This is a genomic window from Streptomyces lothianensis (assembly GCF_047779955.1).
In the GTDB taxonomy this organism is placed as follows: domain Bacteria; phylum Actinomycetota; class Actinomycetes; order Streptomycetales; family Streptomycetaceae; genus Streptomyces.
Window position 1 is genome coordinate 130,168 of the sequence record NZ_JBLMKT010000078.1, and the last position, 20,977, is coordinate 151,144.

Sequence of the window (20,977 nt, forward strand, 5' to 3'; positions counted from 1 at the left end):
TAACTGAACACGGAGGGTGACGGCCGGTGAACGCCGAGGTCAGCGGAGCTGTCGTATCGACCGAAGGGGCGGCGGACGAACCGTGGGATCGCACCTGACGGCCGTACGGCCCCGCCGAACACCCGGCGACCGGGGACCGGCAGACGATCCCTAGACTCAGTCCTCATGCGAACCGAGCCCGTCGTCCAGCTCACGAACCTCGTGAAGCGGTACGGCAGCAAGACCGCCGTGGACGGCCTGGACCTGGAGGCCGCGGCGGGCATCACCGCCGTCCTCGGTCCCAACGGCGCCGGCAAGACCACCACCGTCGAGACCTGCGAGGGCTACCGGAAGCCGGACTCCGGCACGGTCCGCGTCCTCGGCCTCGACCCCGCACGCCAGGCCCCCGAACTGCGGCCGCGTATCGGCGTCATGCTGCAGACCGGCGGCGTCTACTCCGGTGCCCGCGCCGACGAGATGCTCCGCCACGTCGCCAAGCTGCACGCCCACCCGCTCGACGTCGACGCGCTGATCGAGCGGCTCGGCCTGGGCAGTTGCGGCCGCACGCCCTACCGCAGGCTCTCCGGCGGCCAGCAGCAGCGCCTCGCGCTCGCGCTCGCCGTCGTGGGCCGCCCCGAGCTGGTCTTCCTCGACGAGCCGACGGCAGGCCTCGACCCGCAGGCGCGCCGCGCCACCTGGGCTCTCGTGCGGGAACTGCGCGCCGACGGGGTCAGCGTCGTCCTCACCACGCACCACATGGACGAGGCCGAACAGCTCGCCGACGACGTCGCCATCATCGACGCGGGCAAGGTCATCGCCCAGGGCAGCCCCGAGCGGCTGTGCAAGGGCGGCGCCGAGAACACGCTGCGCTTCTCCGGACGCCCCGGGCTCGATCTCGCCTCGCTGCTCAAGGCACTCCCCACGGACACGGCGGCCGCCGAGCTCACCCCGGGCTCATACCGGGTGACCGGTGCCGTCGGCCCGCAGCTCCTGGCCACCGTGACGACCTGGTGCGCCCAGCACGGGGTGATGCCGGACCGGATCTCGGTGGAGCGGCACACGCTCGAGGACGTCTTCCTGGAGCTGACCGGTAAGGAGCTGCGCGGATGAGCGCCGGTACCCATACGCCGAGGCCCGGAGCGGCCCCGCTGCCCCGGATGATCGGGGCGCAGGCCGCCTTCGAGACGAAGATGCTGCTGCGCAACGGTGAACAGCTGCTGCTCACCGTCGTCATCCCCTCACTGCTCCTGGTGCTGTTCTCGACCGTCGACATCATCGACACGGGCGAGGGCAGCTCGGTCGACTTCCTCGCGCCGGGTGTCCTCGCGCTCGCGGTGATGTCCACGGCCTTCACCGGGCAGGCCATCTCCACGGGCTTCGAGCGGCGCTACGGGGTGCTCAAGCGGCTCGGCAGCTCGCCGCTGCCGCGCTGGGCCCTGATGACGGCGAAGACCCTCTCCGTCCTGGCCGTCGAGGTGCTGCAGATCGCCCTGCTCACCGCGATTGCCTTCGCCCTCGGCTGGTCCCCGCACGGCAACCCCCTGGCGGTCCTGCTCCTGCTGGTCCTCGGCACGGCGGCCTTCTCGGGCCTCGGCCTGCTGATGGCGGGCACGCTGAAGGCGGAGGCAACGCTGGCCGCCGCCAACCTCGTCTTCCTGCTCCTCCTGGTCGGCGGCGGCGTGATCGTCCCGCTGGACAAGTTCCCGGACGCCGCCCAGTCCGTACTCGGCCTGCTGCCCATCTCGGCGCTCTCGGACGGCCTGCGCGACGTCCTCCAGCACGGCGCGGGCATGCCGTGGGGCGACCTCGGGATCCTGGCGGTGTGGTCGGTGCTCGGCCTCGGTGCGGCGGCGCGCTTCTTCCGCTGGGAGTAGCGGCCAGGCGCGCTCCTTCCGCTGGGAGTGGCTGCCAGGTGCGCTTCTTCCGCTGGGAGTGGCGGTCACGGGGGCCGCACGGCGCGACCCTCGTGAAAACGTGCACAAACCCGCCCTCTACGATGTCCCCGTGCCAAACGTGACCCGAGCCGATGCCGCGCGAGCCGCGCGCAACCCGCTCGCCTTCATCGCCGAGCGCTGGACCCCCTCAGAGCGGATCCTGCGGCGCGCGATCCTCTCCTCCCTCGTCATGAACGTGCTGATCGTCGTGACCGGCGGCGCCGTCCGGCTGACCGGCTCCGGCCTCGGCTGCCCGACCTGGCCCAAGTGCACCGACGACTCGCTCACCGCGACCGCCGAGATGGGCTTCCACGGCGTCATCGAGTTCGGCAACCGGATGCTCACCTACGTGCTGTGCGCGGCCGTCGGCTGGGCGATCATCGCGGCCCGCTCGAACAAGCCGCACCGCCGCGGTCTCACCCGCCTGGGCTGGGTGCAGTTCTGGCTGGTCATGAGCAATGCGGTGCTCGGCGGCATCGTGGTGCTGGTCGGCCTCAACCCGTACACGGTCGCGGCGCACTTCCTGCTCTCCACCACGCTGATCACCGTCGCCACGGTGATGTGGCAGCGCGCCGGGGAGGGCGATGCGGCGCCGCGTCCGCTGGTCGGGAAGTCGGTGCGCCAGCTGGTCTGGATCCTCGCCGTCGCGGCCGGGCTGCTCGTCGCCGTCGGCACGGTGGTCACCGGCGCGGGACCGCACGCGGGCGATTCCAGCGAGGTGCACCGCATCCCGCTCGACTGGGAGAACATCACCAAGCTGCACGCGGTCCTTGCCTGGGTCGTGGTCTCGCTGACCTTCGCCCTGTGGTTCGTCCTCAAGGCCGTCGACGCCCCGCCCGGCCCGCTCGCCCGCACCCGCACCCTGTTCCTGATCCTGCTCGCGCAGGGCGGCATCGGCTATGTGCAGTACTTCACGGATCTCCCTGAGCTCCTGGTCGCGGCGCACATGCTGGGCTCGTGCCTGATGTGGATCGCGGTCATCCGCCTGCTGCTCGCACTGCGCGAGCGCCCTGCCGAGGCACCCGGTGTTCCGGCGCAGGCGGAGTCCCCGCTGGCGGCCGCGCGCTGATCCCGTAGACCCGTCCGGCGTTCTCCGCCGCGATCATCGCGGCGACCCGGTCCGCGTCCGTACGCGACCAGGCGCCCTCCGCGACCCAGCCGCCGAGCACGCGCGCGAGCGCCTCGCCGAAGGCGCGGGCCGCGACCACGTGCAGTTCGGGCAGCCCGCGTGCCCCGCTGGAGAACAGCAGCTTCCCGAACGGCGCGAGTTCCAGCACCTCGGCCAAGGCGGCCGCGGCACGTGCGCCGCCCGAGCACGCCAGGGCCGGGCCGAGGTCCGCGTACACATGCGGGAAGAGTCCGGCCAGCTGGGCGGCGTGGCGGTGGTACGGATAGCCGTGCAGCAGCACGAGGTCGGTCCCGAGCCCGGCCGTCGCCCGCGCGAAGCCCGTGACGTACGGTCCCGGATCGCCCGCCCCCGAGTGCAGTTGCAGCGGCAGCCCGCTGGCGACGGCGATCCACAGCAGATGCCGCAGCAGCACCGGATCCTTCAGCCGCCCGCCGACCTGTCGGCCGGCCAGCCACCGTGCGGCGGCCCCGCGTACCTCGCCCGCGTCCGGGGGCTCGGGCACGAGGGCGAGGCCGTGGCGTACGCCGGCGACCGAGGTGAACGCGATCGCTCCGGCCGCCGCGCCGTGCACGGACTCGGCGAGGTTGGCGAGGAAGGACTCGACGGTCCCCGAGGTGTCGGCGACCTGCTCGGCGAGCAGTTCGAGCCGGACGATCTCATGGGCGATCGCCCCGCCGAAGGCCGCGAGCTCCGCCGGACCGGTCAGGTCCTCGGCAAGCCCCGTGTCGACGAGGTACGTGGTGATTCCGCTGCCGCCGAGCAGCCGCCGCCCCGCCTCCACCACCCCGAGCTCGCGTCGGCGGGCCAGGTAGTGCGGGGCCGGACAGTGCGGCTGGAGGCCGAGCAGCGGCGGGCACCAGCGCCGTACGGCGAACCCGGTCTGGGTGTCGAAGAAGGTCGTGCCGGGGGCGGGTGGTCCCTCCCCCCGGCCGAGATACGCCTCGAACGTGCCGAGCCCGAGCTCGGTGCGCAGCACGCCGTGGCAGTGCTGGTCCACCAGGGACGGTGTGTCGATCATCCGGTGCTCCCTGCGCTGGACCGAGGTTCCTAACGGTCCTAACGCGAGAGCCCGCCCCAGGTGTTGCTCCGCCCTCAGGACGGAAAGCGCGCCTGCCGCCCGGGCAGCAGGCGGCTACTTGTTCTTCGGGCCGCCGACCTGGATGCCCGCCATGCGCGACCACTCGTACCGGCCGGTCTTCACCCGGGCCGCGAAGTCGCCGTCGAAGTCCTCGTGCACCGTGAGACCGGCCTTGTCGACCGCGCCCTCGGCCACGGCGTGGCTGGTGGCAAAGGCATCGCCCCAGGCACCGTCCTGGCCGACGAGCACGATCCGCGTGCCGCGCTCCCCCACGTACGCGAGCTGTGCCTCGGCCCCGCCGTGCTCCTTGGCGAAGGCACCGAGCTGCTTGGCCAGCTTCGCCACGGCCCGCTCGTTCCCGGCGCCCGCGCCCGTGCCCGCCGTCTGCGTCTTGGTCTCTCCCATACAACGCATGCTACCGACCGGTAGCCAAACGCGCCACGCCCGTCCCGGCGCAGGACGCCACTCCGTCCCGGCCAGGGCACCAGGCCCGTCTCAGCGCAGGAACGGGTCCACCGCGACGGCCACGAACAGCAGCGAGACGTAGGTGATCGACCAGTGGAACAGCCGCATCTCCTTGAGCTTCGCGCCCGTCACCTCGGCCTTCGCCCGGTTCTGCAGCGCGTGCGCCTCCCACAGCCAGAAACCGCCCGCGAGCAGCGCGACCAGGGTGTAGAACCAGCCGGTGTAGCCGAGCGGCGTGAGCAGCAGCGAGGCGCCGACCATGACCCAGCTGTAGAGGACGATCTGCCGGGCGACCACCTTGTTGGAGGCGAGCACCGGAAGCATGGGCACGCCCGCGCGGGCGTAGTCGTCCTTGACCTTCATGGACAGCGGCCAGTAGTGCGGCGGCGTCCAGAAGAACATCACCAGGAAGAGGATGACCGGCGCGTAGGAGAGCGAGTTGGTGACCGAGGACCAGCCGATGAGCACCGGCATACAGCCCGCGATCCCGCCCCACACGATGTTCTGCGAGGTCCGCCGCTTCAGGATCATCGTGTAGACGACGGAGTAGAAGATCAGCGCACCGAGCGCCAGCCAGGCCGAGAGCCAGTTGACGGCGAAGCCGAAGAGCAGGGTGGAGCCGATCGCGAGGGCGATACCGAAGGCGAGGCACTCGCGCGGGCTCACCATGCCGGTGACAAGGGGCCGCTGCGAGGTCCGCTCCATGAGCGCGTCGATATCGCGGTCGTACCACATGTTCAGGGCATTGGCCCCGCCCGCCGACAGATAGCCGCCGAGGCAGGTCACCAGGACCAGCGACAGATCCGGCACGCCCTGCTCGGCGAGGAACATCACCGGCACGGTCGTGATGAGCAGCAGCTCGATGATCCGTGGCTTCGTCAGCGCGATGAACGCCATGACACGGGCCTTGAACGGCCGGTGGTTCGCACTGTTCGTTCCCAGCGCGCCCGCAGGACGGGACTCGACGGCCGTCACGCACACCCCTGACAGAGACTCCCAGCGAGCACGCCGGACGTCGACGGTTGTGAACACCCGGTAAAGGCTCGCGCGTACCACGCCACTGTAGACGTTGCCCGTACTTCGTCCTTCGCGGGGGTGGGTCGTGTTGGGGTACCGGCCCGTTCGGCCCTCCGGCCGGTGTCGGCGGGCGCATCCGGCCGACTCCGGCAGGCGTATCCGGCCGCGACCGGGCAGTCTGGGAACGGCCCTGAAGACGGCCTTGAAGTTGGTCCAGACGAGCGGCGTGTCCATCACTTGAGAACGTCGGCGGCGGCAGCGGGGTCCACGGGAGCGGAGCCCGGAATAGGCGCCGAAAACAGCCGGTAGGCTCGGCGGTGGAGGCCGGGCGGCGCAGCAACGCCGGGCTTCGTAATCCGGCCGCGCACGCCGCCGGTTTCGACATGTGGAGCATGTGGAGAGGAGCCCTGACCCAGGGTGAGCACCAAGCCGACCACCACAGACCTCGAGTGGACCGAGCTCGACCAGCGCGCCGTCGACACGGGACGTGTCCTGGCCGCAGATGCCGTACAGAAGGTCGGCAACGGCCATCCCGGTACGGCCATGAGCCTGTCCCCGGCCGCGTACACCCTCTTCCAGAAGGTGATGCGCCATGACCCCGCCGACCCCGAGTGGGTGGGGCGCGACCGTTTCGTACTCTCCGCCGGTCACTCGTCCCTGACGCTCTACATCCAGCTCTACCTGGCCGGTTTCGGTCTGGAGCTCGATGATCTCAAGGCGTTCCGCACCTGGGGTTCCAAGACCCCCGGTCACCCGGAGTACGGTCACACCCCCGGCGTGGAGACCACCACCGGACCGCTCGGCCAGGGTGTCGCGAACGCCGTGGGCATGGCGATGGCCGCCCGCTACGAGCGCGGCCTGTTCGACCCCGAGGCCCCGGCCGGCGAGTCGCCCTTCGACCACTTCGTCTACGCGATCGCCGGTGACGGCTGCCTGCAGGAGGGCATCTCCGCCGAGGCCTCCTCGCTCGCGGGCCACCAGAAGCTGGGCAATCTGGTCCTGCTGTGGGACGACAACCACATCTCGATCGAGGGCGACACCGAGACCGCCGTCTCCGAGGACACCTGCAAGCGCTACGAGGCCTACGGCTGGCATGTGCAGCGCGTCGACCCGAAGCCGGACGGCGACCTGGACCCCGAGGCCCTGTACAACGCGATCGAGGCCGCGAAGGCGGTGACCGACAAGCCGTCGTTCATCGCGATGCGCTCGATCATCGCCTGGCCCGCCCCCAACGCGCAGAACACCGAGGCCGCGCACGGCTCGGCGCTCGGCGACGACGAGGTGGCCGCCACCAAGCGCGTCCTCGGCTTCGACCCGGAGCGCAGCTTCGACGTCTCCGACGACGTGATCGCCCACACCCGTGGCGCGCTGGCGCGCGGCGCCGAGGCCCGCAACGAGTGGGACAAGTCGCTCGCCGCCTGGCGCACCGCCAACCCGGAGCGCGCCGCCGAGTTCGACCGGATCAACGCGGGCGAGCTGCCGGCCGGGTGGGAGGCCAAGCTCCCCGAGTTCGAGACCGGCAAGGGCGTGGCCACGCGTGCCGCCTCCGGCAAGGTCCTGCAGGCGCTGGGCGCGGTGATCCCGGAGCTGTGGGGCGGCTCGGCCGACCTCGCGGGTTCCAACAACACCACGATCGACAAGACCAGCTCCTTCCTGCCGGCGGACAACCCGCTGCCCGGGGCGGACCCGTACGGCCGCACGATCCACTTCGGCATCCGCGAGCACGCCATGGCCGCGGCCATGAACGGCATCGCGCTGCACGGCCACACCCGTATCTACGGCGGCACCTTCCTGGTGTTCTCGGACTACATGCGCAATGCCGTGCGTCTGTCCGCCCTGATGCACCTGCCCGTCACGTACGTGTGGACGCACGACTCGATCGGCCTCGGCGAGGACGGCCCCACCCACCAGCCGGTCGAGCACCTCGCCGCGCTGCGCGCCATCCCGGGCCTCAACCTGGTCCGCCCGGCCGACGCCAACGAGACGGCGATCGCCTGGCGCGAGATCCTGCGCCGCGGCAGGAAGGACTACGGCAAGTCCGCCCCGCACGGCCTCGCACTGACCCGCCAGGGTGTGCCGACCTACGAGCGCAACGAGGACGCCGCCAAGGGCGGCTACGTCCTGTTCGAGGCCTCCAAGGAGACCCCGGACGTCGTCCTCATCGCCACCGGTTCCGAGGTCCAGCTGGCCGTCGGCGCCCGGGAGGCCCTGGAGGCCGACGGTGTCGCCACCCGGGTCGTCTCGATGCCGTGTGTCGAGTGGTTCGACGCCCAGGACCAGCAGTACCGCGACAGTGTCCTGCCGCCTTCGGTGAAGGCGCGGGTCGCGGTCGAGGCCGGCGTCGGACTGACCTGGCACCGCTTCGTCGGGGACACCGGCCGGATCGTCTCGCTCGAGCACTTCGGTGCCTCGGCCGACGGCAAGGTGCTCTTCGAGGAGTTCGGCCTGACCGCCGAGGCGGTCACCGCCGCCGCGAAGGAATCTCTCGCCGCGGCCGCGCGCTGACGCCCCCAGACGCTTCATACGACACGTAGGAGATGCAATTTCCATGACAGACGCACTCAAGCGCCTCTCCGAGGAAGGCGTCGCGATCTGGCTGGACGACCTGTCGCGCAAGCGCATCACGTCCGGCAACCTGGCCGAGCTGATCGACCAGAGCCATGTCGTGGGCGTCACGACGAACCCGTCGATCTTCCAGAAGGCGATCTCCTCCGGCGACGGCTACGAGCAGCAGCTCGCCGACCTCGCCGCCCGCAAGGTGACCGTCGAGGAAGCCATCCGCATGATCACCACCGCGGATGTACGGGACGCCGCCGACATCCTCCGCCCGGTCTTCGAGGCGACCGAGGGCCAGGACGGCCGGGTCTCCATCGAGGTCGACCCGCGCCTGGCGCACAACACCAAGGCCACGGTCGCCGAGGCCAAGCAGCTGGCGTGGCTGGTCGACCGGCCGAACACGCTCATCAAGATCCCGGCCACGAAGGCGGGTCTGCCGGCCATCACCGAGACGATCGGCAAGGGCATCAGCGTCAACGTGACGCTGATCTTCTCGCTGGAGCGCTACCGCGAGGTCATGGACGCCTACCTCGCGGGCCTGGAGCAGGCCAAGGCCAAGGGCCTGGACCTCACCCGGATCCACTCGGTGGCCTCGTTCTTCGTCTCCCGCGTGGACACCGAGATCGACAAGCGCCTCGACGCGCTGGGCACCGACGAGGCAAAGGCGCTGCGCGGCAAGGCCGCCCTCGCCAACGCCCGGCTCGCCTACCAGGCCTACGAGGAGGTCTTCGGCGGCGAGCGCTGGGCCGCCCTCGACCGGGCCGGCGCCAACCGGCAGCGTCCGCTGTGGGCCTCGACCGGCGTCAAGGACCCCGCGTACAAGGACACCCTGTACGTGGACGACCTGGTCGCACCCGGCACCGTGAACACGATGCCGGAGGCCACCCTCGACGCGACCGCCGACCACGGGCAGATCACCGGCAACACCATCGCCGGCACCTACGAGCAGGCCCGCGCCGACCTCGACGCCGTGGAGAAGCTCGGCATCGCCTACGACGATGTCGTCCAGCTCCTGGAGGACGAGGGCGTCGAGAAGTTCGAGGCCTCCTGGAACGACCTGCTCAAGTCGACCGAGGCGGAGCTGAAGAAGCTCGCCCCTTCGGAGGGCTGACACCTTGAGCACAACCGGAGCAAACCCGCTCCGTGACACCGCGGACCGACGGCTCCCGCGTATCGCGGGGCCGTCGGGCCTGGTGATCTTCGGCGTCACGGGCGACCTCTCGCGCAAGAAGCTGATGCCCGCCGTGTACGACCTGGCCAACCGCGGGCTGCTGCCGCCGGGCTTCTCGCTCATCGGCTTCGCCCGCCGCGAATGGCAGGACGAGGACTTCGCCCAGGAGGTGCACGACGCCGTCAAGCAGCACGCGCGGACCCCGTTCCGCGAGGAGGTCTGGCAGCAGCTCATCCAGGGCATGCGCTTCATCCAGGGCAACTTCGACGACGACGACGCCTTCGAGCAGTTGAAGGCCACCATGGAGGACCTGGACAAGAAGCAGGGCACGGGCGGGAACTTCGCGTTCTACCTCTCCGTACCGCCGAAGTTCTTCCCCAAGGTCGTCCAGCAGCTCAAGAAGCACGGCCTGGCCGACGGGCCGGGCGAGTCCTGGCGGCGCGCGGTGATCGAGAAGCCCTTCGGGCACGATCTCGCCTCCGCCAAGGAGCTCAACGCGATCGTGCACGAGGTGTTCAAGCCGGACCAGGTGTTCCGGATCGACCACTACCTCGGCAAGGAGACCGTCCAGAACATCCTGGCGCTCCGCTTCGCCAACACCCTCTTCGAGCCGATCTGGAACCGGTCCTATGTCGACCACATCCAGATCACGATGGCCGAGGACATCGGCATCGGCGGCCGCGCCGGCTACTACGACGGCATCGGCGCCGCGCGGGACGTCATCCAGAACCACCTGCTCCAACTGCTCGCGCTGACCGCGATGGAGGAGCCCTCCTCCTTCGACGCGGACGCGCTCGCGGCCGAGAAGACCAAGGTGCTCGGCGCGGTCAAGCTGCCCGATGACCTGTCCACCGGAACGGTCCGCGCCCAGTACACGGCCGGCTGGCAGGGTGGCGCGAAGGTCATCGGCTATCTGCAGGAGGACGGCATCGACCCCGCGTCGAAGACCGACACCTATGCCGCGGTGAAGCTGCAGATCGACAACCGGCGCTGGGCGGGTGTGCCGTTCTACCTGCGCACCGGGAAGCGGCTCGGCCGCCGGGTCACCGAGATCGCCGTGGTCTTCCAGCGCGCCCCGCACTCCCCCTTCGACCACACGGCGACCGAGGAGCTGGGCCGCAACGCCCTGGTCATCCGGGTGCAGCCGGACGAGGGTGTGACGGTGCGCTTCGGTTCGAAGGTGCCGGGCACGTCGATGGAAGTACGCGATGTGTCCATGGACTTCGCGTACGGCGAGTCCTTCACCGAGTCGAGCCCCGAGGCGTACGAACGCCTGATCCTCGACGTACTGCTCGGCGACTCCAACCTCTTCCCGCGCACGGAGGAGGTCGAGCTGTCCTGGAACATCCTCGACCCCGTCGAGCAGTACTGGGACGCCAACGGCAAGCCCGCCGAGTACCCGGCGGGCACCTGGGGTCCCGTCGAGGCGGACGAAATGCTCGAACGAGACGGACGGAGCTGGCGTCGGCCATGAAGATCGACCTCACGGACACCACCTCCAGCAAGATCAACAAGTCGCTCGTCATGGGCCGCCGCGCGATCGGCACGCCCGCCGTCGGCATGGTGCTCACCCTCGTCATCGTCACCGACGAGGAGAACGCCTACGACGCGCTCAAGGCCGCGAGCGACGCCTCGCGCGAGCACCCCTCGCGCACGCTCGTCGTCATCAAGCGCGTCTCGCGCACCCCGCGGGACCGTACGCAGTCCCGGCTCGACGCCGAGGTACGGGTCGGCGCGGACGCGGGCACCGGCGAGACCGTGGTGCTCCGCCTGCACGGCGAGATCATCAACCACGCCCAGTCGGTGGTGCTCCCGCTGCTGCTGCCCGACGCCCCGGTCGTCGTCTGGTGGCCGGTGAACGCCCCGCTGTCGCCCGCCACCGACCCGCTCGGTTCGCTGGCCCAGCGCCGCGTCACCGACACCTACGCCGCCGAGCAGCCCATCCACGAGCTGACCGCGCGCGCCGAGACCTACACGCCCGGCGACACGGACCTGGCGTGGACCCGCATCACGCCGTGGCGCTCGATGCTGGCGGCGGCGCTCGACCAGGTCACCTGCCAGGTGAACGAGGTCGAGGTCGAGGGCGAGGAGTTCAACCCGAGCTGCGAGCTGCTCGGGATGTGGCTCGCGGACCGGCTGCAGGTGCCGGTCCGGCGCTCGCTGTCCTCGGGGCCCGGGCTCACGGCCGTACGGCTGGACACGGACTGCGGGCCGATCGTCCTGGACCGGGCCGACGGATCGCTGGCCACGCTGTCCATGCAGGGGCAGCCGGACCGTGCGGTGGCGCTGAAGCGGCGCGAGACGGCGGAGCTGATCGCGGAGGAACTGCGGCGGCTCGACCCGGACGACACCTACGCCTCGGCGCTGCGCTTCGGCGTGGAGCGGCTGGGGGCTCCGGGGCCGGTGTCCGCCGAGCCGGAGACCGGGTCCGGACCGGCCCGCTCCTCCCGTACGGACAAGGAGCCGGCGTCCTCTTCGCAGGAGGCGGCCTCCACCGCCGTGGCGAAGGCTCCGGCCGCGGTCACGGAAGCACCGGAGGCGACGCCGGCGCGGGGGCCGAAGAAGGCGACCAGGGCTTCGGGGGCGAAGGCGAAGTGACCGCAGCACCCCAGCTGGTCGTCCACCGCGACAAGGAACTGATGGCACAGGCCGCGGCGGCCCGGCTGCTCACGAAGATCGTGGACGCGCAAGCCGCCCGCGGATCGGCCTCGGTGGTCCTCACGGGCGGGCGCAACGGCAACGGTCTCCTTGCCGCGCTCGCCGCCTCGCCCGCCCGGGACGCGATCGACTGGTCGCGTCTGGACCTGTGGTGGGGCGACGAGCGGTTCCTGCCGGAGGGCGATCCGGACCGCAATGTCACACAGGCCCGCGAGGCGCTGCTCGACGCGGTCCCGCTCGATCCGGCGCGGGTCCATGCGATGCCGGCCTCGGACGGGGCCTGCGGCAACGACCCGGACGCGGCCGCCGAGGCCTACGCGGCCGAACTGGCCCGGGCCGCCCGGCCCGAGAACCACGCCCGGGTCCCGGCCTTCGACGTACTGCTGCTCGGCGTCGGCCCGGACACGCATGTGGCCTCGCTGTTCCCGGAACACCCCGGCGTACGCGAGACGGACCGCATGGTCATCGGCGTCCACGGCGCCCCCAAACCACCGCCCACGCGGATCTCCCTCACCCTGCCGGCGATCCGCGCCGCACGTGAGGTGTGGCTGCTCGCGGCGGGCGAGGACAAGGCGAAGGCAGCGGCGATCGCCCTCTCCGGCGCGGGCGAGATCCAGGCCCCGGCGGCGGGCGCATACGGCCGCGCCCGCACGCTCTGGCTCCTGGACGCGGCGGCGGCTTCCCAGCTCCCGCGGCAGCTGTACCCGCCGGCGCTCGCCTGAACCGCACCGTTCGGGCACTGCTCGTCCGCCAGGGCCCGGACGGCTGATCAGACGATCCGCCGTTCGGGCCCTGGCGGGCGACCCGGCATCACGGCGACGGCCCTGTGGACGGGCCGGCCTGCGTACCGCCGCACCAAGCCCGCTCCCCGAGCGTCGTTCCAGGTCATGAGTGGGTATCCGCTGCTCCGGGGGAACCCACAGGCCGCCCTCAGGCCGCCTGGTAGCGGGTGCCGTCCTTCGTGCGCCGCAGCAGCCCGCCGTCGACACAGTAGCGGCGCAGCATGGCGCTGTCCTCGTGCACGGTCGTGAAGCGCCGGTTGACCTCGGGCTCCGTGTAGTCGCGTGCCGCTTCGAAGAGGGTCCGGACCAGATGTGCGAGCAGCTCATGGCGTACGGCGGGGCGCATCGGCATGGAACGCAGCCGCCCCTCGGCGAAGAACGGCCACAACTCCTGGGGGACGTCCTGGTCTTCAGTGCGGGTCCCGGTCGCGAGCGCCTTCTGGAAGACGGCGGCGTCGGCCTTGAAGGACCCGTCCGGCTGCGGCTCGATCAGTCCGGCTCCGATGAGCCGGGACAGATGCTTCTGTCCCTGCTTTCCCCCGGTGGCCTCGGCCGCGTCGCCGAAGCGGACGATGCTCGCGTACAGCTTGAGGCGTTCGGGATCGGCGAGGGCGGACAGCAGCTGCCGGCTCATGGGCGGGACCTTCCTGGGGGGCGACGGGCGCCGCGGACTGGGCCGCAGCAGTGTCGCCCCCCGAAAGGGCACGGCGCACCCGAATTACGCCGCGCCCCCGCATCCCGGGCTCAACGCCCGCGCATCTCCCGGTACTTGGCGACAAGGGCCTTGGACGAGGCGTCGAGGCCGGGGACCTCGGTGCCTTCGGTGAGGGCGGGTTCCACGCGCTTGGCGAGGACCTTGCCGAGTTCGACGCCCCACTGGTCGAAGGAGTCGATGTTCCAGATCGCGCCCTGCACGAACACCTTGTGCTCGTACAGGGCGATCAGCTGGCCGAGCACGGACGGGGTGAGCCCGGGGGCCAGGATGGTGGTCGTGGGGTGGTTGCCCTTGAAGGTCTTGTGCGCGACGAGTTCCTCGGGCACCCCCTCGGCCCGTACTTCCTCGGGCGTCTTGCCGAAGGCGAGCGCCTGGGTCTGGGCGAAGAAGTTGGCCATCAGGAGGTCGTGCTGGGCGGCAAGGCCCGGGAGCAGGTCGTCGACCGGCTTTGCGAAGCCGATGAAGTCGGCGGGGACGAGCTTCGTGCCCTGGTGGATCAACTGGTAGTACGCGTGCTGCCCGTTGGTGCCGGGCGTGCCCCAGACGACCGGCCCGGTCTGCCAGTCGACGGGGTTGCCGTCGCGGTCCACGGACTTGCCGTTGGACTCCATGTCCAGCTGCTGGAGGTACGCGGTGAACTTGGACAGATAGTGCGAGTACGGCAGCACCGCGTGCGACTGCGCGTCGAAGAACGCTCCGTACCAGACGCCGAGCAGCCCGAGCAGGAGCGGCGCGTTTGCCTCGGGCGGCGCGGTGCGGAAGTGTTCGTCGACGAGGTGGAAGCCGTCGAGCATCTCCCGGAAGCGGTCCGGTCCGATGGCGATCATCAGCGAGAGCCCGATCGCCGAGTCGTAGGAATAGCGCCCGCCGACCCAGTCCCAGAACTCGAACATGTTGGCCGTGTCGATGCCGAAGTCGGCGACCTTCCCGGCGTTCGTCGACAGGGCCACGAAGTGCTTGGCCACGGCCTCCTGCCCGGCCCTGAGGCCGGTAAGCAGCCAGTCGCGCGCCGAGGTGGCGTTGGTGATCGTCTCGATGGTGGTGAAGGTCTTCGAGGCGATGACGAACAGCGTCTCGGCCGGGTCGAGGTCCCGTACGGCCTCGTGCAGGTCGGCGCCGTCCACGTTGGAGACGAAGCGGACCGTGAGATCGCGCCGGGTGTAGGAGCGCAGCGCCTCGTAGGCCATCGCGGGGCCGAGGTCGGAGCCGCCGATGCCGATGTTGACGATGTTCCTGATCCGCTTGCCGGTGTGGCCGGTCCACTCGCCACCTCGGACCTTCTCGGAGAACGCGCTCATCTTGTCGAGGACGGCGTGCACCTCGGGCACCACGTTCTGCCCGTCGACCTCGATGACGGCCTCGCGCGGGGCGCGCAGAGCCGTGTGCAGCACGGCCCGGTCCTCGGTCGTGTTGATCTTCTCGCCGCGGAACATGGCATCGCGCAGGCCGAAGACGTCACTGGCGGCGGCCAGCTCGCGCAGCAGGGACAGGGTCTCGTCGGTGACGAGCTGCTTCGAGTAGTCCAGGTGCAGATCACCGACCTGGAGGGTGTAGCCGGTGCCGCGCCCGGGGTCGTTCGCGAAGAGGGTGCGCAGATGCGTCTCGCCCAGCTGCTCCCGGTGCTTGGCCAGCGCGGCCCACTCGGGCATCTGGTTCAGCCGCGTACGGTCACTTGCGTTCATCTCGGACTTCCAGCCCTCTCAATAGTCCGCGGCACTCGTCCTGAGCGCCGCGCCCCGCTGCCTCCCCAAACCTAGTTGATCAGGTGTCTCTTCGAGTCGTCTGTCCCGTGCCGGGCGGCTTCGGCCCGGGGCACGGGACGTCGCTCCGCACCGGCAGCAGCACCGCGACCGCGGCCACGAAGACCGCCGCCGCGAGCAGCGCCGGAGCGTTCGGTCCCCAGCCCGTGGCCACCGCTCCGCCGAGCAGGGCGCCCAGCGGCGCACCGGCCACCGCGAGGGTGCGGTAGGCGGCACTGATCCTGCCCAGCATCTCGCGCGGGCTGCGCTCCTGCATCAGGGTGCGCTGGCTGACGTTCCACACCATGCTCATCACGCCGAACAGCGCCAGGCTCACGAGCACCGCCCACAGCGTCCTGATCAGGCCCATCGCCACCAGGCACATGAGCTGCACGACCCCGGCGACGAACACGCCGCGTATCCGCCCGAGCCGGGCCGCGAACCGTCCGGCAAGGAAGCCACCGGCCACGCTGCCCGCCGAGAAGGCGGTCAGGGCGGCGGCATAGCCGCCGTCGCCGGCGTCCAGCCACCACTTCACGTGCATCACCAGGGTGGCGATCAGGGCGCCCATGCCGATGTTGCTGAGTGTGGTCGCCCAGCACAGGGCACGCAGCGGCCGGTCCCGCCACAGGACACGGATTCCCTCGGCGATGTCCCCACGCAGGGTCGCTCCGGCGGGCCTGGGTGCCCGCTCGGGAACCGGTATCCGCAGCGAGGCGATCAGGAACGCCCCGATGACGTAGGTGGCCCCGTCCACCCCGTACGGCAGCGCGATTCCGCCCGCGAGCAGCACGGGGACGAGTGGCGCGGCCACGAAGCCGCCGGCGATCTGCTGGCCGGTCATCAGCCGTGCGTTGGCGCTGCTCAGGGCGGTCCCGGGCACGAGAGCGGGCAGCAGGGCCGTGGCGGCGTTGTCGAAGAGGGTCTGGAGGGTGGTGAGCAGGAAGGCGAGGGCGGCCAGGAGTGCGATGGAGGCGTGTCCGAGGGCTACGGCCAGCGCGAATACGGTCATGAGGCCGCCTCGTACGGCATCGACGGCCCACATCGCCCGCCGCTGGTCCACCCGGTCGGCGACGGCCCCGCCGAGCAGCCCGAAGAGCAGCCACGGCAGATAGCCGCAGGCGCTCACCAGCGTGATCAGCAGCGGCTCGTCGGTGAGCAGCGGCAGCGCCGCGGTGCGCAGGGCGTCGCCGAACCTGGACAGCACGGCGGCGGCCCACAGGCGTCCGAATCCACCGCGCCAGGCGGGCACTTGCCCGCGCGCAGCCCCATCCCCGGTCTCGACGGCAGTCATCCTTCCCCCTTCGGTTCCACTGCTCGAAACCGTAGGGGGCGGCACTGACAATCGGCCGCGGCCGGACCTCACATGCAGGTCAGCGCCCGTGCGGAAGTATCACGGGCGTCGGGCCCCGCCCGGAGTCACGGGCGTCTCGCCCGGAAGATCACGGGCGTCAGATCTCGCCCCGGAGCTTCGCGAGCGCCTCGGCGAGGATCGCCTCGCCGTCCGCGTCGCTGCGCCGCTCCCGTACGTACGCGAGGTGCGTCTTGTACGGCTCGGTGCGCGGCGGGTCCGGCGGGTTGTCCCGGTCCTGGCCTGCCGGGAAGCCGCAGCGGGGACAGTCCCAGGTCTCGGGGACCTGCGCGTCGCTGGCGAAACTCGGCTGCGTCTCATGCCCGTTGGAGCACCAGAAGGAGATGCGCAGACGCGGCGCCGACTCGCCCCGCTCGGCCTCGCCCATCGGCCCCGCCCCGACCCGGCTTCCACGGATCGCGTTGCCACTTGCCACGGTCGTAACTCCCTGCGTAACGGTGCTGCACAGCGTTGCCCACCGACGGCTGCACCGCGGGGGCGACCGGCCTGAGCCAGTCTACGGAAGGCCCAACGCGCGTCCAGTGATCGGAGTTACACCCCCACCCCGAGACGTACGCCCCATATTAAGCACACATAAGTTCCGCTGTGGACGGGGAAAGCAAGTCCCACCCGAAGGGCCGAGACAGCAAAACGGGCAGCCGCCCCGAAAACCGAGGCAGGCTGCCCGAAAGGCGAAACGGCGGTGGAAAAGCCGCAGACCGTGGGGTCAGTTGTCGAGCTTCATCAGCAGTCCGAGCACCACGATGCACGCGAACCACAGGAGGCCGACCACGATGGTGATCCGGTCCAGGTTGCGCTCCGCGACGGAGGAACCGCCGACGGAGGACTGCATACCGCCGCCGAACATGTCGGAGAGGCCGCCGCCCTTCCCCTTGTGCATCAGGACAAGGAGCATCAGCAGCAGGCTGAAGACGATCAGGGCGATCGAGAAGCCCATAACCACGGCTGGATCCCACTTTCTGGCGGTTCACTCGGCTTCGGACAGTTGGTGTGCGGGTGTCGTCGGACATCTCGCACAGAGCAACATACGCGACGACGGGGGCCGCTCCCACCAGAGGGAGCCGACCCCCGTCAGGGTACCGGACCCTACTGGTCGCGGAACCGGACGATCTTGACGAACTCGTCGGCGTCGAGCGCCGCGCCGCCCACCAGGGCACCGTCGACATCGGGCTGCGCCATGATCGCGGAGACATTGCCGGACTTCACGGAGCCGCCGTACTGGATACGGACGGCGTCGGCCAGCTCCTGCGAGTACAGCTCGGCCAGGCGCCCGCGGATCGCACCGCAGACCTCCTGGGCGTCCTCGGGGGTGGCGACCTCGCCGGTGCCGATGGCCCAGACCGGCTCGTAGGCGATCACAATGGACTCGGCCTGCTCGGCCGGGATGTCCTTGAGCGCGCCGTCGATCTGGTTCAGCGTGTACTGGACCTGCTGGCCGGCCCTGCGGATGTCGAGGCCTTCGCCGACGCACAGGATCGGCGTCATGCCGTGCCGGTAGGCGGCCTTGACCTTGGCGTTGCAGACCTCGTCGCTCTCGTTGTGGTACTGGCGGCGCTCCGAGTGGCCGACGGCGACGTAGGTGCAGCCGAGCTTCGAGAGCATCGGGCCGGAGACCTCACCGGTGAAGGCGCCGGAGTCGTGCGCCGAGAGGTCCTGCGCACCGTACTTGATCTTGAGCTTGTCGCCCTCGATCAGGGTCTGGACGCTGCGCAGGTCGGTGAAGGGCACCAGGACGGCGACCTCGACGGCCTCGTAGTCCTTGTCGGCGAGCGCGAAAGCGAGCTTCTGGGTGTGGGCGATGGCCTCAAGGTGGTTGAGGTTCATCTTCCAGTTGCCCGCCATCAGGGGCGTACGGGTCATGATCTTCACTTCTCCAGTGCTACGAGGCCGGGGAGGGACTTGCCCTCGAGGTATTCGAGCGAAGCACCGCCGCCGGTCGAGATGTGACCGACCTCGGCCTCGTCGAAGCCGAGGATGCGGAACGCCGCGGCCGAGTCACCGCCGCCGACCACCGAGAAGGCGGCGGAGTGGACGAGGCCCTGGGCGACGGCACGGGTGCCGCTCGCGAAGTCCTTGTGCTCGAAGACACCCATCGGGCCGTTCCAGAACACGGTGGCGGCGTCCTGCAGCTTCGCAGCGTACAGTTCCTCGGTCTTGGGGCCGATGTCCAGGCCCTCCTGGTCGGCCGGGATGGCCGTGGCGGGCACGGTGTCGGGGTGCACGTCGACCTGGTTCTTCAGGTCGGGGAAGTCGGACGAGACCCGGACGTCGACGGGGAGCAGGAATTCCACGCCCTTGTCGGCGGCCCGCTTCAGATAGTCCTGGCAGGCCGGGATCTGGTCCTTCTGCAGCAGCGAGAGACCGACCTCGTGGCCCTGGGCCGCGAGGAAGGTGTAGGCCATGCCGCCGCCGATGAGGATGCGGTCGGCCTTCTCGATCAGGTTGTCGATGACGGCCAGCTTGTCGGAGACCTTGGCGCCGCCGAGGACGACCGCGTAGGGGCGCTTGACGTCGTCGGTGAGCTTCTTCAGGACGCCGACCTCGGTGGCGATCAGGTAGCCGGCGGCGTGCGGCAGGCGGGCCGGCAGGTCGTAGACCGAGGCGTGCTTGCGGTGCACGGCGCCGAAGCCGTCGCCGACGTAGCAGTCGGCGAGGGCGGCGAGCTGGTCCGCGAAGGCGCCGCGCTCGGCATCGTCCTTGGAGGTCTCACCGGCGTTGAAGCGCAGGTTCTCGATGACCGCGACCCTGCCGTCGGCCAGGCCCTCGACGGTGGCTTTGGCGGATTCGCCGACGGTGTCGGTGGCGAAGGCCACCTCGGCGCCGAGCAGCTCGCCGAGCCTCTTGGCGGCCGGGGCCAGCGAGAAGGCCGGGTCCGGGGCGCCCTTGGGACGGCCCAGGTGCGAGGCGACGACGACCCGGGCGCCGGCGTCGGCGAGGGCCTTGACGGTGGGTGTCACGGCGCGGATGCGGCCGTCGTCGGTGATGGTGGTGCCGTCCAGCGGCACGTTGAGGTCGGCGCGGACGAAGACCCGCTGACCGGCGACCCCTTCGGCGAGCAGTTCGTCGATCGTCTTCATGGCTCAAGGACTCCTAGGACAACAACGGAAAATACAACGCGGTGCTGACAGCGAACGCGGCACTGCCGGCAGAGGAACGGACGGCGGCGGTACGGACGGGCCGGTACGGACGGCGTACGGACAGGGGCGCAGGGCCGCGGTCCGGCCCGCGGGCGGCCGGGGTGCAGCCCAACGGGGCCCGGCCGACGCGCCGTTCGGCGCGCCCTCCGAGCCCCGTTGCTCACATCAGGTGCCTGACCGGTCCGGCGAACGGCTCAGAGCTGGCCGCCGACGAACTCCGTCAGGTCGACGAGACGGTTGGAGTAGCCCCACTCGTTGTCGTACCAGCCGAGGATCTTCACCGTCCTGCCCTCCTGGACCATGGTCATGGAGGAGTCGAAGGTGCAGGAGGCCGGGTCGCTCACGATGTCCGAGGACACGATCGGGTCCTCGGTGTAGAACAGCCGGCCCTTCAGCGGGCCGTCGTCGGAGGCCTTCTTGAACGCGGCGTTGACCTCGTCCTTGGTGACCTCGCGCTGCAGCTCGACGACCAGGTCCGTGGCGGAGCCGGTCGGGACCGGCACGCGCATGGCGATGCCGTCGAGCTTGCCCTTGAGCTGCGGGAGCACCAGGGCGGTGGCCTTCGCGGCGCCGGTGGTCGTCGGGATGATGTTCTCCGCGGCGGCCCGGGCGCGGCGCAGGTCCTTGTGCGGGAAGTCGAGGATGCGCTGGTCGTTGGTGTACGCGTGCACCGTGGTCATCAGGCCCTTGACGATGCCGAAGTTCTCGTCGAGCACCTTGGCCATCGGCGCCACGCAGTTGGTGGTGCAGGAGGCGTTCGAGATGACGTGGTGGCTGGCCGGGTCGTACTGGTCCTGGTTGACACCCATGACGATGGTGATGTCCTCGTCCTTGGCCGGAGCCGAGATGAGGACCTTCTTGGCGCCGCCGGCGATGTGCTTGGCGGCGTCTTCCTTCTTGGTGAAGATGCCCGTCGACTCGATGACGATGTCGACGCCCAGGTCACCCCAGGGGATGTCGGCCGGGTTGCGTTCGGAGAGCACCTTGATGGTGTGGCCGTCCACGGTGATGGTGTCGGCGGTGTGGGTCACCTCGGCCTTGAGGCGGCCCAGAATCGTGTCGTACTTCAGAAGGTGGGCGGTGGTCGCGGTGTCACCCAGGTCGTTGACTGCTACGACCTCGATGTCCGCGCCCTGCTCGAGAAGCGCACGGAAGTAGTTGCGGCCGATACGACCAAAGCCATTGATGCCTACGCGGATCGTCACGAACCGATCTCCTCGTTGGTACGCCGGGCTATGCGCCGGC

Annotated in this window: 19 protein-coding genes; 8 read left to right on the forward strand and 11 right to left on the reverse strand. The window is 70.4% G+C overall.

From position 1 onward, the window contains the following. Nucleotides 1-165 precede the first annotated feature (165 nt). The 3 genes from ACLF6P_RS28480 to ACLF6P_RS28490 all read left to right on the forward strand — a co-directional run bounded on the left by ACLF6P_RS28480 (nt 166) and on the right by ACLF6P_RS28490 (nt 2,982). Nucleotides 166-1,089, forward strand: coding sequence for an ABC transporter ATP-binding protein (locus ACLF6P_RS28480; RefSeq protein WP_415954238.1), 924 nt, complete (start codon nt 166-168; stop codon nt 1,087-1,089). Further along, nucleotides 1,086-1,853: an ABC transporter permease gene (locus tag ACLF6P_RS28485; RefSeq protein WP_415954240.1), complete on the forward strand. Its 768-nt coding sequence runs from the start codon at nt 1,086-1,088 to the stop codon at nt 1,851-1,853. Before ACLF6P_RS28480 ends, ACLF6P_RS28485 begins: the two co-directional genes overlap by 4 nt. A 130-nt stretch (nt 1,854-1,983) precedes the next feature. Then, complete coding sequence (locus tag ACLF6P_RS28490; protein ID WP_415954242.1) at nt 1,984-2,982, forward strand: COX15/CtaA family protein; 999 nt, start codon at nt 1,984-1,986, stop codon at nt 2,980-2,982. On the opposite strand, the gene ACLF6P_RS28495 is transcribed toward ACLF6P_RS28490, so the two are convergent. The 3 genes from ACLF6P_RS28495 to ACLF6P_RS28505 form a co-directional block, all read right to left on the reverse strand. Beyond that, nucleotides 2,891-4,060, reverse strand: a complete 1,170-nt coding sequence (locus ACLF6P_RS28495) for an amidohydrolase family protein (protein WP_415954244.1) — start codon at nt 4,058-4,060, stop codon at nt 2,891-2,893. The genes ACLF6P_RS28490 and ACLF6P_RS28495 overlap by 92 nt on opposite strands. A gap of 114 nt (nt 4,061-4,174) precedes the next feature. Further along, complete coding sequence (locus ACLF6P_RS28500) at nt 4,175-4,525, reverse strand: hypothetical protein (protein ID WP_415954246.1); 351 nt, start codon at nt 4,523-4,525, stop codon at nt 4,175-4,177. A gap of 90 nt (nt 4,526-4,615) precedes the next feature. Next, a complete protein-coding gene (locus ACLF6P_RS28505; RefSeq protein WP_415954307.1) occupies nt 4,616-5,566 on the reverse strand; it encodes a heme o synthase in 951 nt (316 codons plus the stop codon). Nucleotides 5,567-6,019: 453 nt separating this feature from the next. Between ACLF6P_RS28505 and tkt the strand changes: the two genes are divergently transcribed. From tkt to pgl, 5 genes are read left to right on the forward strand one after another with little or no spacing between them, the layout of a single operon-like run. Beyond that, entirely contained in the window at nt 6,020-8,107 is a 2,088-nt protein-coding gene (gene tkt / locus ACLF6P_RS28510; protein ID WP_415954248.1) for a transketolase, read from the forward strand. Between the two features lie 43 nt (nt 8,108-8,150). After that, on the forward strand, nt 8,151-9,269 hold the full coding sequence (gene tal, locus ACLF6P_RS28515) for a transaldolase (protein ID WP_415954250.1): 1,119 nt from the start codon (nt 8,151-8,153) through the stop codon (nt 9,267-9,269). Nucleotides 9,270-9,273: 4 nt separating this feature from the next. After that, nucleotides 9,274-10,803: a glucose-6-phosphate dehydrogenase gene (gene zwf / locus ACLF6P_RS28520; protein ID WP_415954251.1), complete on the forward strand. Its 1,530-nt coding sequence runs from the start codon at nt 9,274-9,276 to the stop codon at nt 10,801-10,803. Continuing rightward, complete coding sequence (gene opcA / locus ACLF6P_RS28525; protein ID WP_415954253.1) at nt 10,800-11,927, forward strand: glucose-6-phosphate dehydrogenase assembly protein OpcA; 1,128 nt, start codon at nt 10,800-10,802, stop codon at nt 11,925-11,927. Before zwf ends, opcA begins: the two co-directional genes overlap by 4 nt. Continuing rightward, entirely contained in the window at nt 11,924-12,709 is a 786-nt protein-coding gene (gene pgl, locus ACLF6P_RS28530; protein WP_415954255.1) for a 6-phosphogluconolactonase, read from the forward strand. Before opcA ends, pgl begins: the two co-directional genes overlap by 4 nt. A 208-nt stretch (nt 12,710-12,917) precedes the next feature. Here pgl and ACLF6P_RS28535 read toward each other — a convergent pair whose 3' ends face one another. From ACLF6P_RS28535 to gap, 8 genes are all read right to left on the reverse strand, one after another. Further along, nucleotides 12,918-13,403: a DUF2087 domain-containing protein gene (locus tag ACLF6P_RS28535; protein WP_415954257.1), complete on the reverse strand. Its 486-nt coding sequence runs from the start codon at nt 13,401-13,403 to the stop codon at nt 12,918-12,920. Between the two features lie 110 nt (nt 13,404-13,513). Then, nucleotides 13,514-15,166 carry a glucose-6-phosphate isomerase gene (gene pgi / locus ACLF6P_RS28540; protein ID WP_415954259.1) on the reverse strand — a complete coding sequence of 551 codons (1,653 nt, stop codon included), beginning with the start codon at nt 15,164-15,166 and terminating at the stop codon, nt 13,514-13,516. Between the two features lie 79 nt (nt 15,167-15,245). After that, nucleotides 15,246-16,517, reverse strand: coding sequence for an MFS transporter (locus tag ACLF6P_RS28545; RefSeq protein ID WP_415954261.1), 1,272 nt, complete (start codon nt 16,515-16,517; stop codon nt 15,246-15,248). A 157-nt stretch (nt 16,518-16,674) separates the two neighbouring features. Next, nucleotides 16,675-17,010, reverse strand: a complete 336-nt coding sequence (locus ACLF6P_RS28550; RefSeq protein WP_003976875.1) for an RNA polymerase-binding protein RbpA — start codon at nt 17,008-17,010, stop codon at nt 16,675-16,677. Nucleotides 17,011-17,301: 291 nt separating this feature from the next. Then, nucleotides 17,302-17,532, reverse strand: coding sequence for a preprotein translocase subunit SecG (gene secG / locus ACLF6P_RS28555; protein ID WP_415954308.1), 231 nt, complete (start codon nt 17,530-17,532; stop codon nt 17,302-17,304). Nucleotides 17,533-17,681: 149 nt separating this feature from the next. Continuing rightward, entirely contained in the window at nt 17,682-18,458 is a 777-nt protein-coding gene (gene tpiA, locus ACLF6P_RS28560; RefSeq protein WP_415954310.1) for a triose-phosphate isomerase, read from the reverse strand. A 2-nt stretch (nt 18,459-18,460) separates the two neighbouring features. Then, nucleotides 18,461-19,672 (reverse strand): phosphoglycerate kinase, encoded by a 1,212-nt coding sequence (locus ACLF6P_RS28565; protein WP_415954263.1) that lies wholly within the window; start codon nt 19,670-19,672, stop codon nt 18,461-18,463. A 254-nt stretch (nt 19,673-19,926) separates the two neighbouring features. Then, nucleotides 19,927-20,937: a type I glyceraldehyde-3-phosphate dehydrogenase gene (gap, locus tag ACLF6P_RS28570; RefSeq protein ID WP_415954265.1), complete on the reverse strand. Its 1,011-nt coding sequence runs from the start codon at nt 20,935-20,937 to the stop codon at nt 19,927-19,929. Nucleotides 20,938-20,977: the final 40 nt, after the last annotated feature.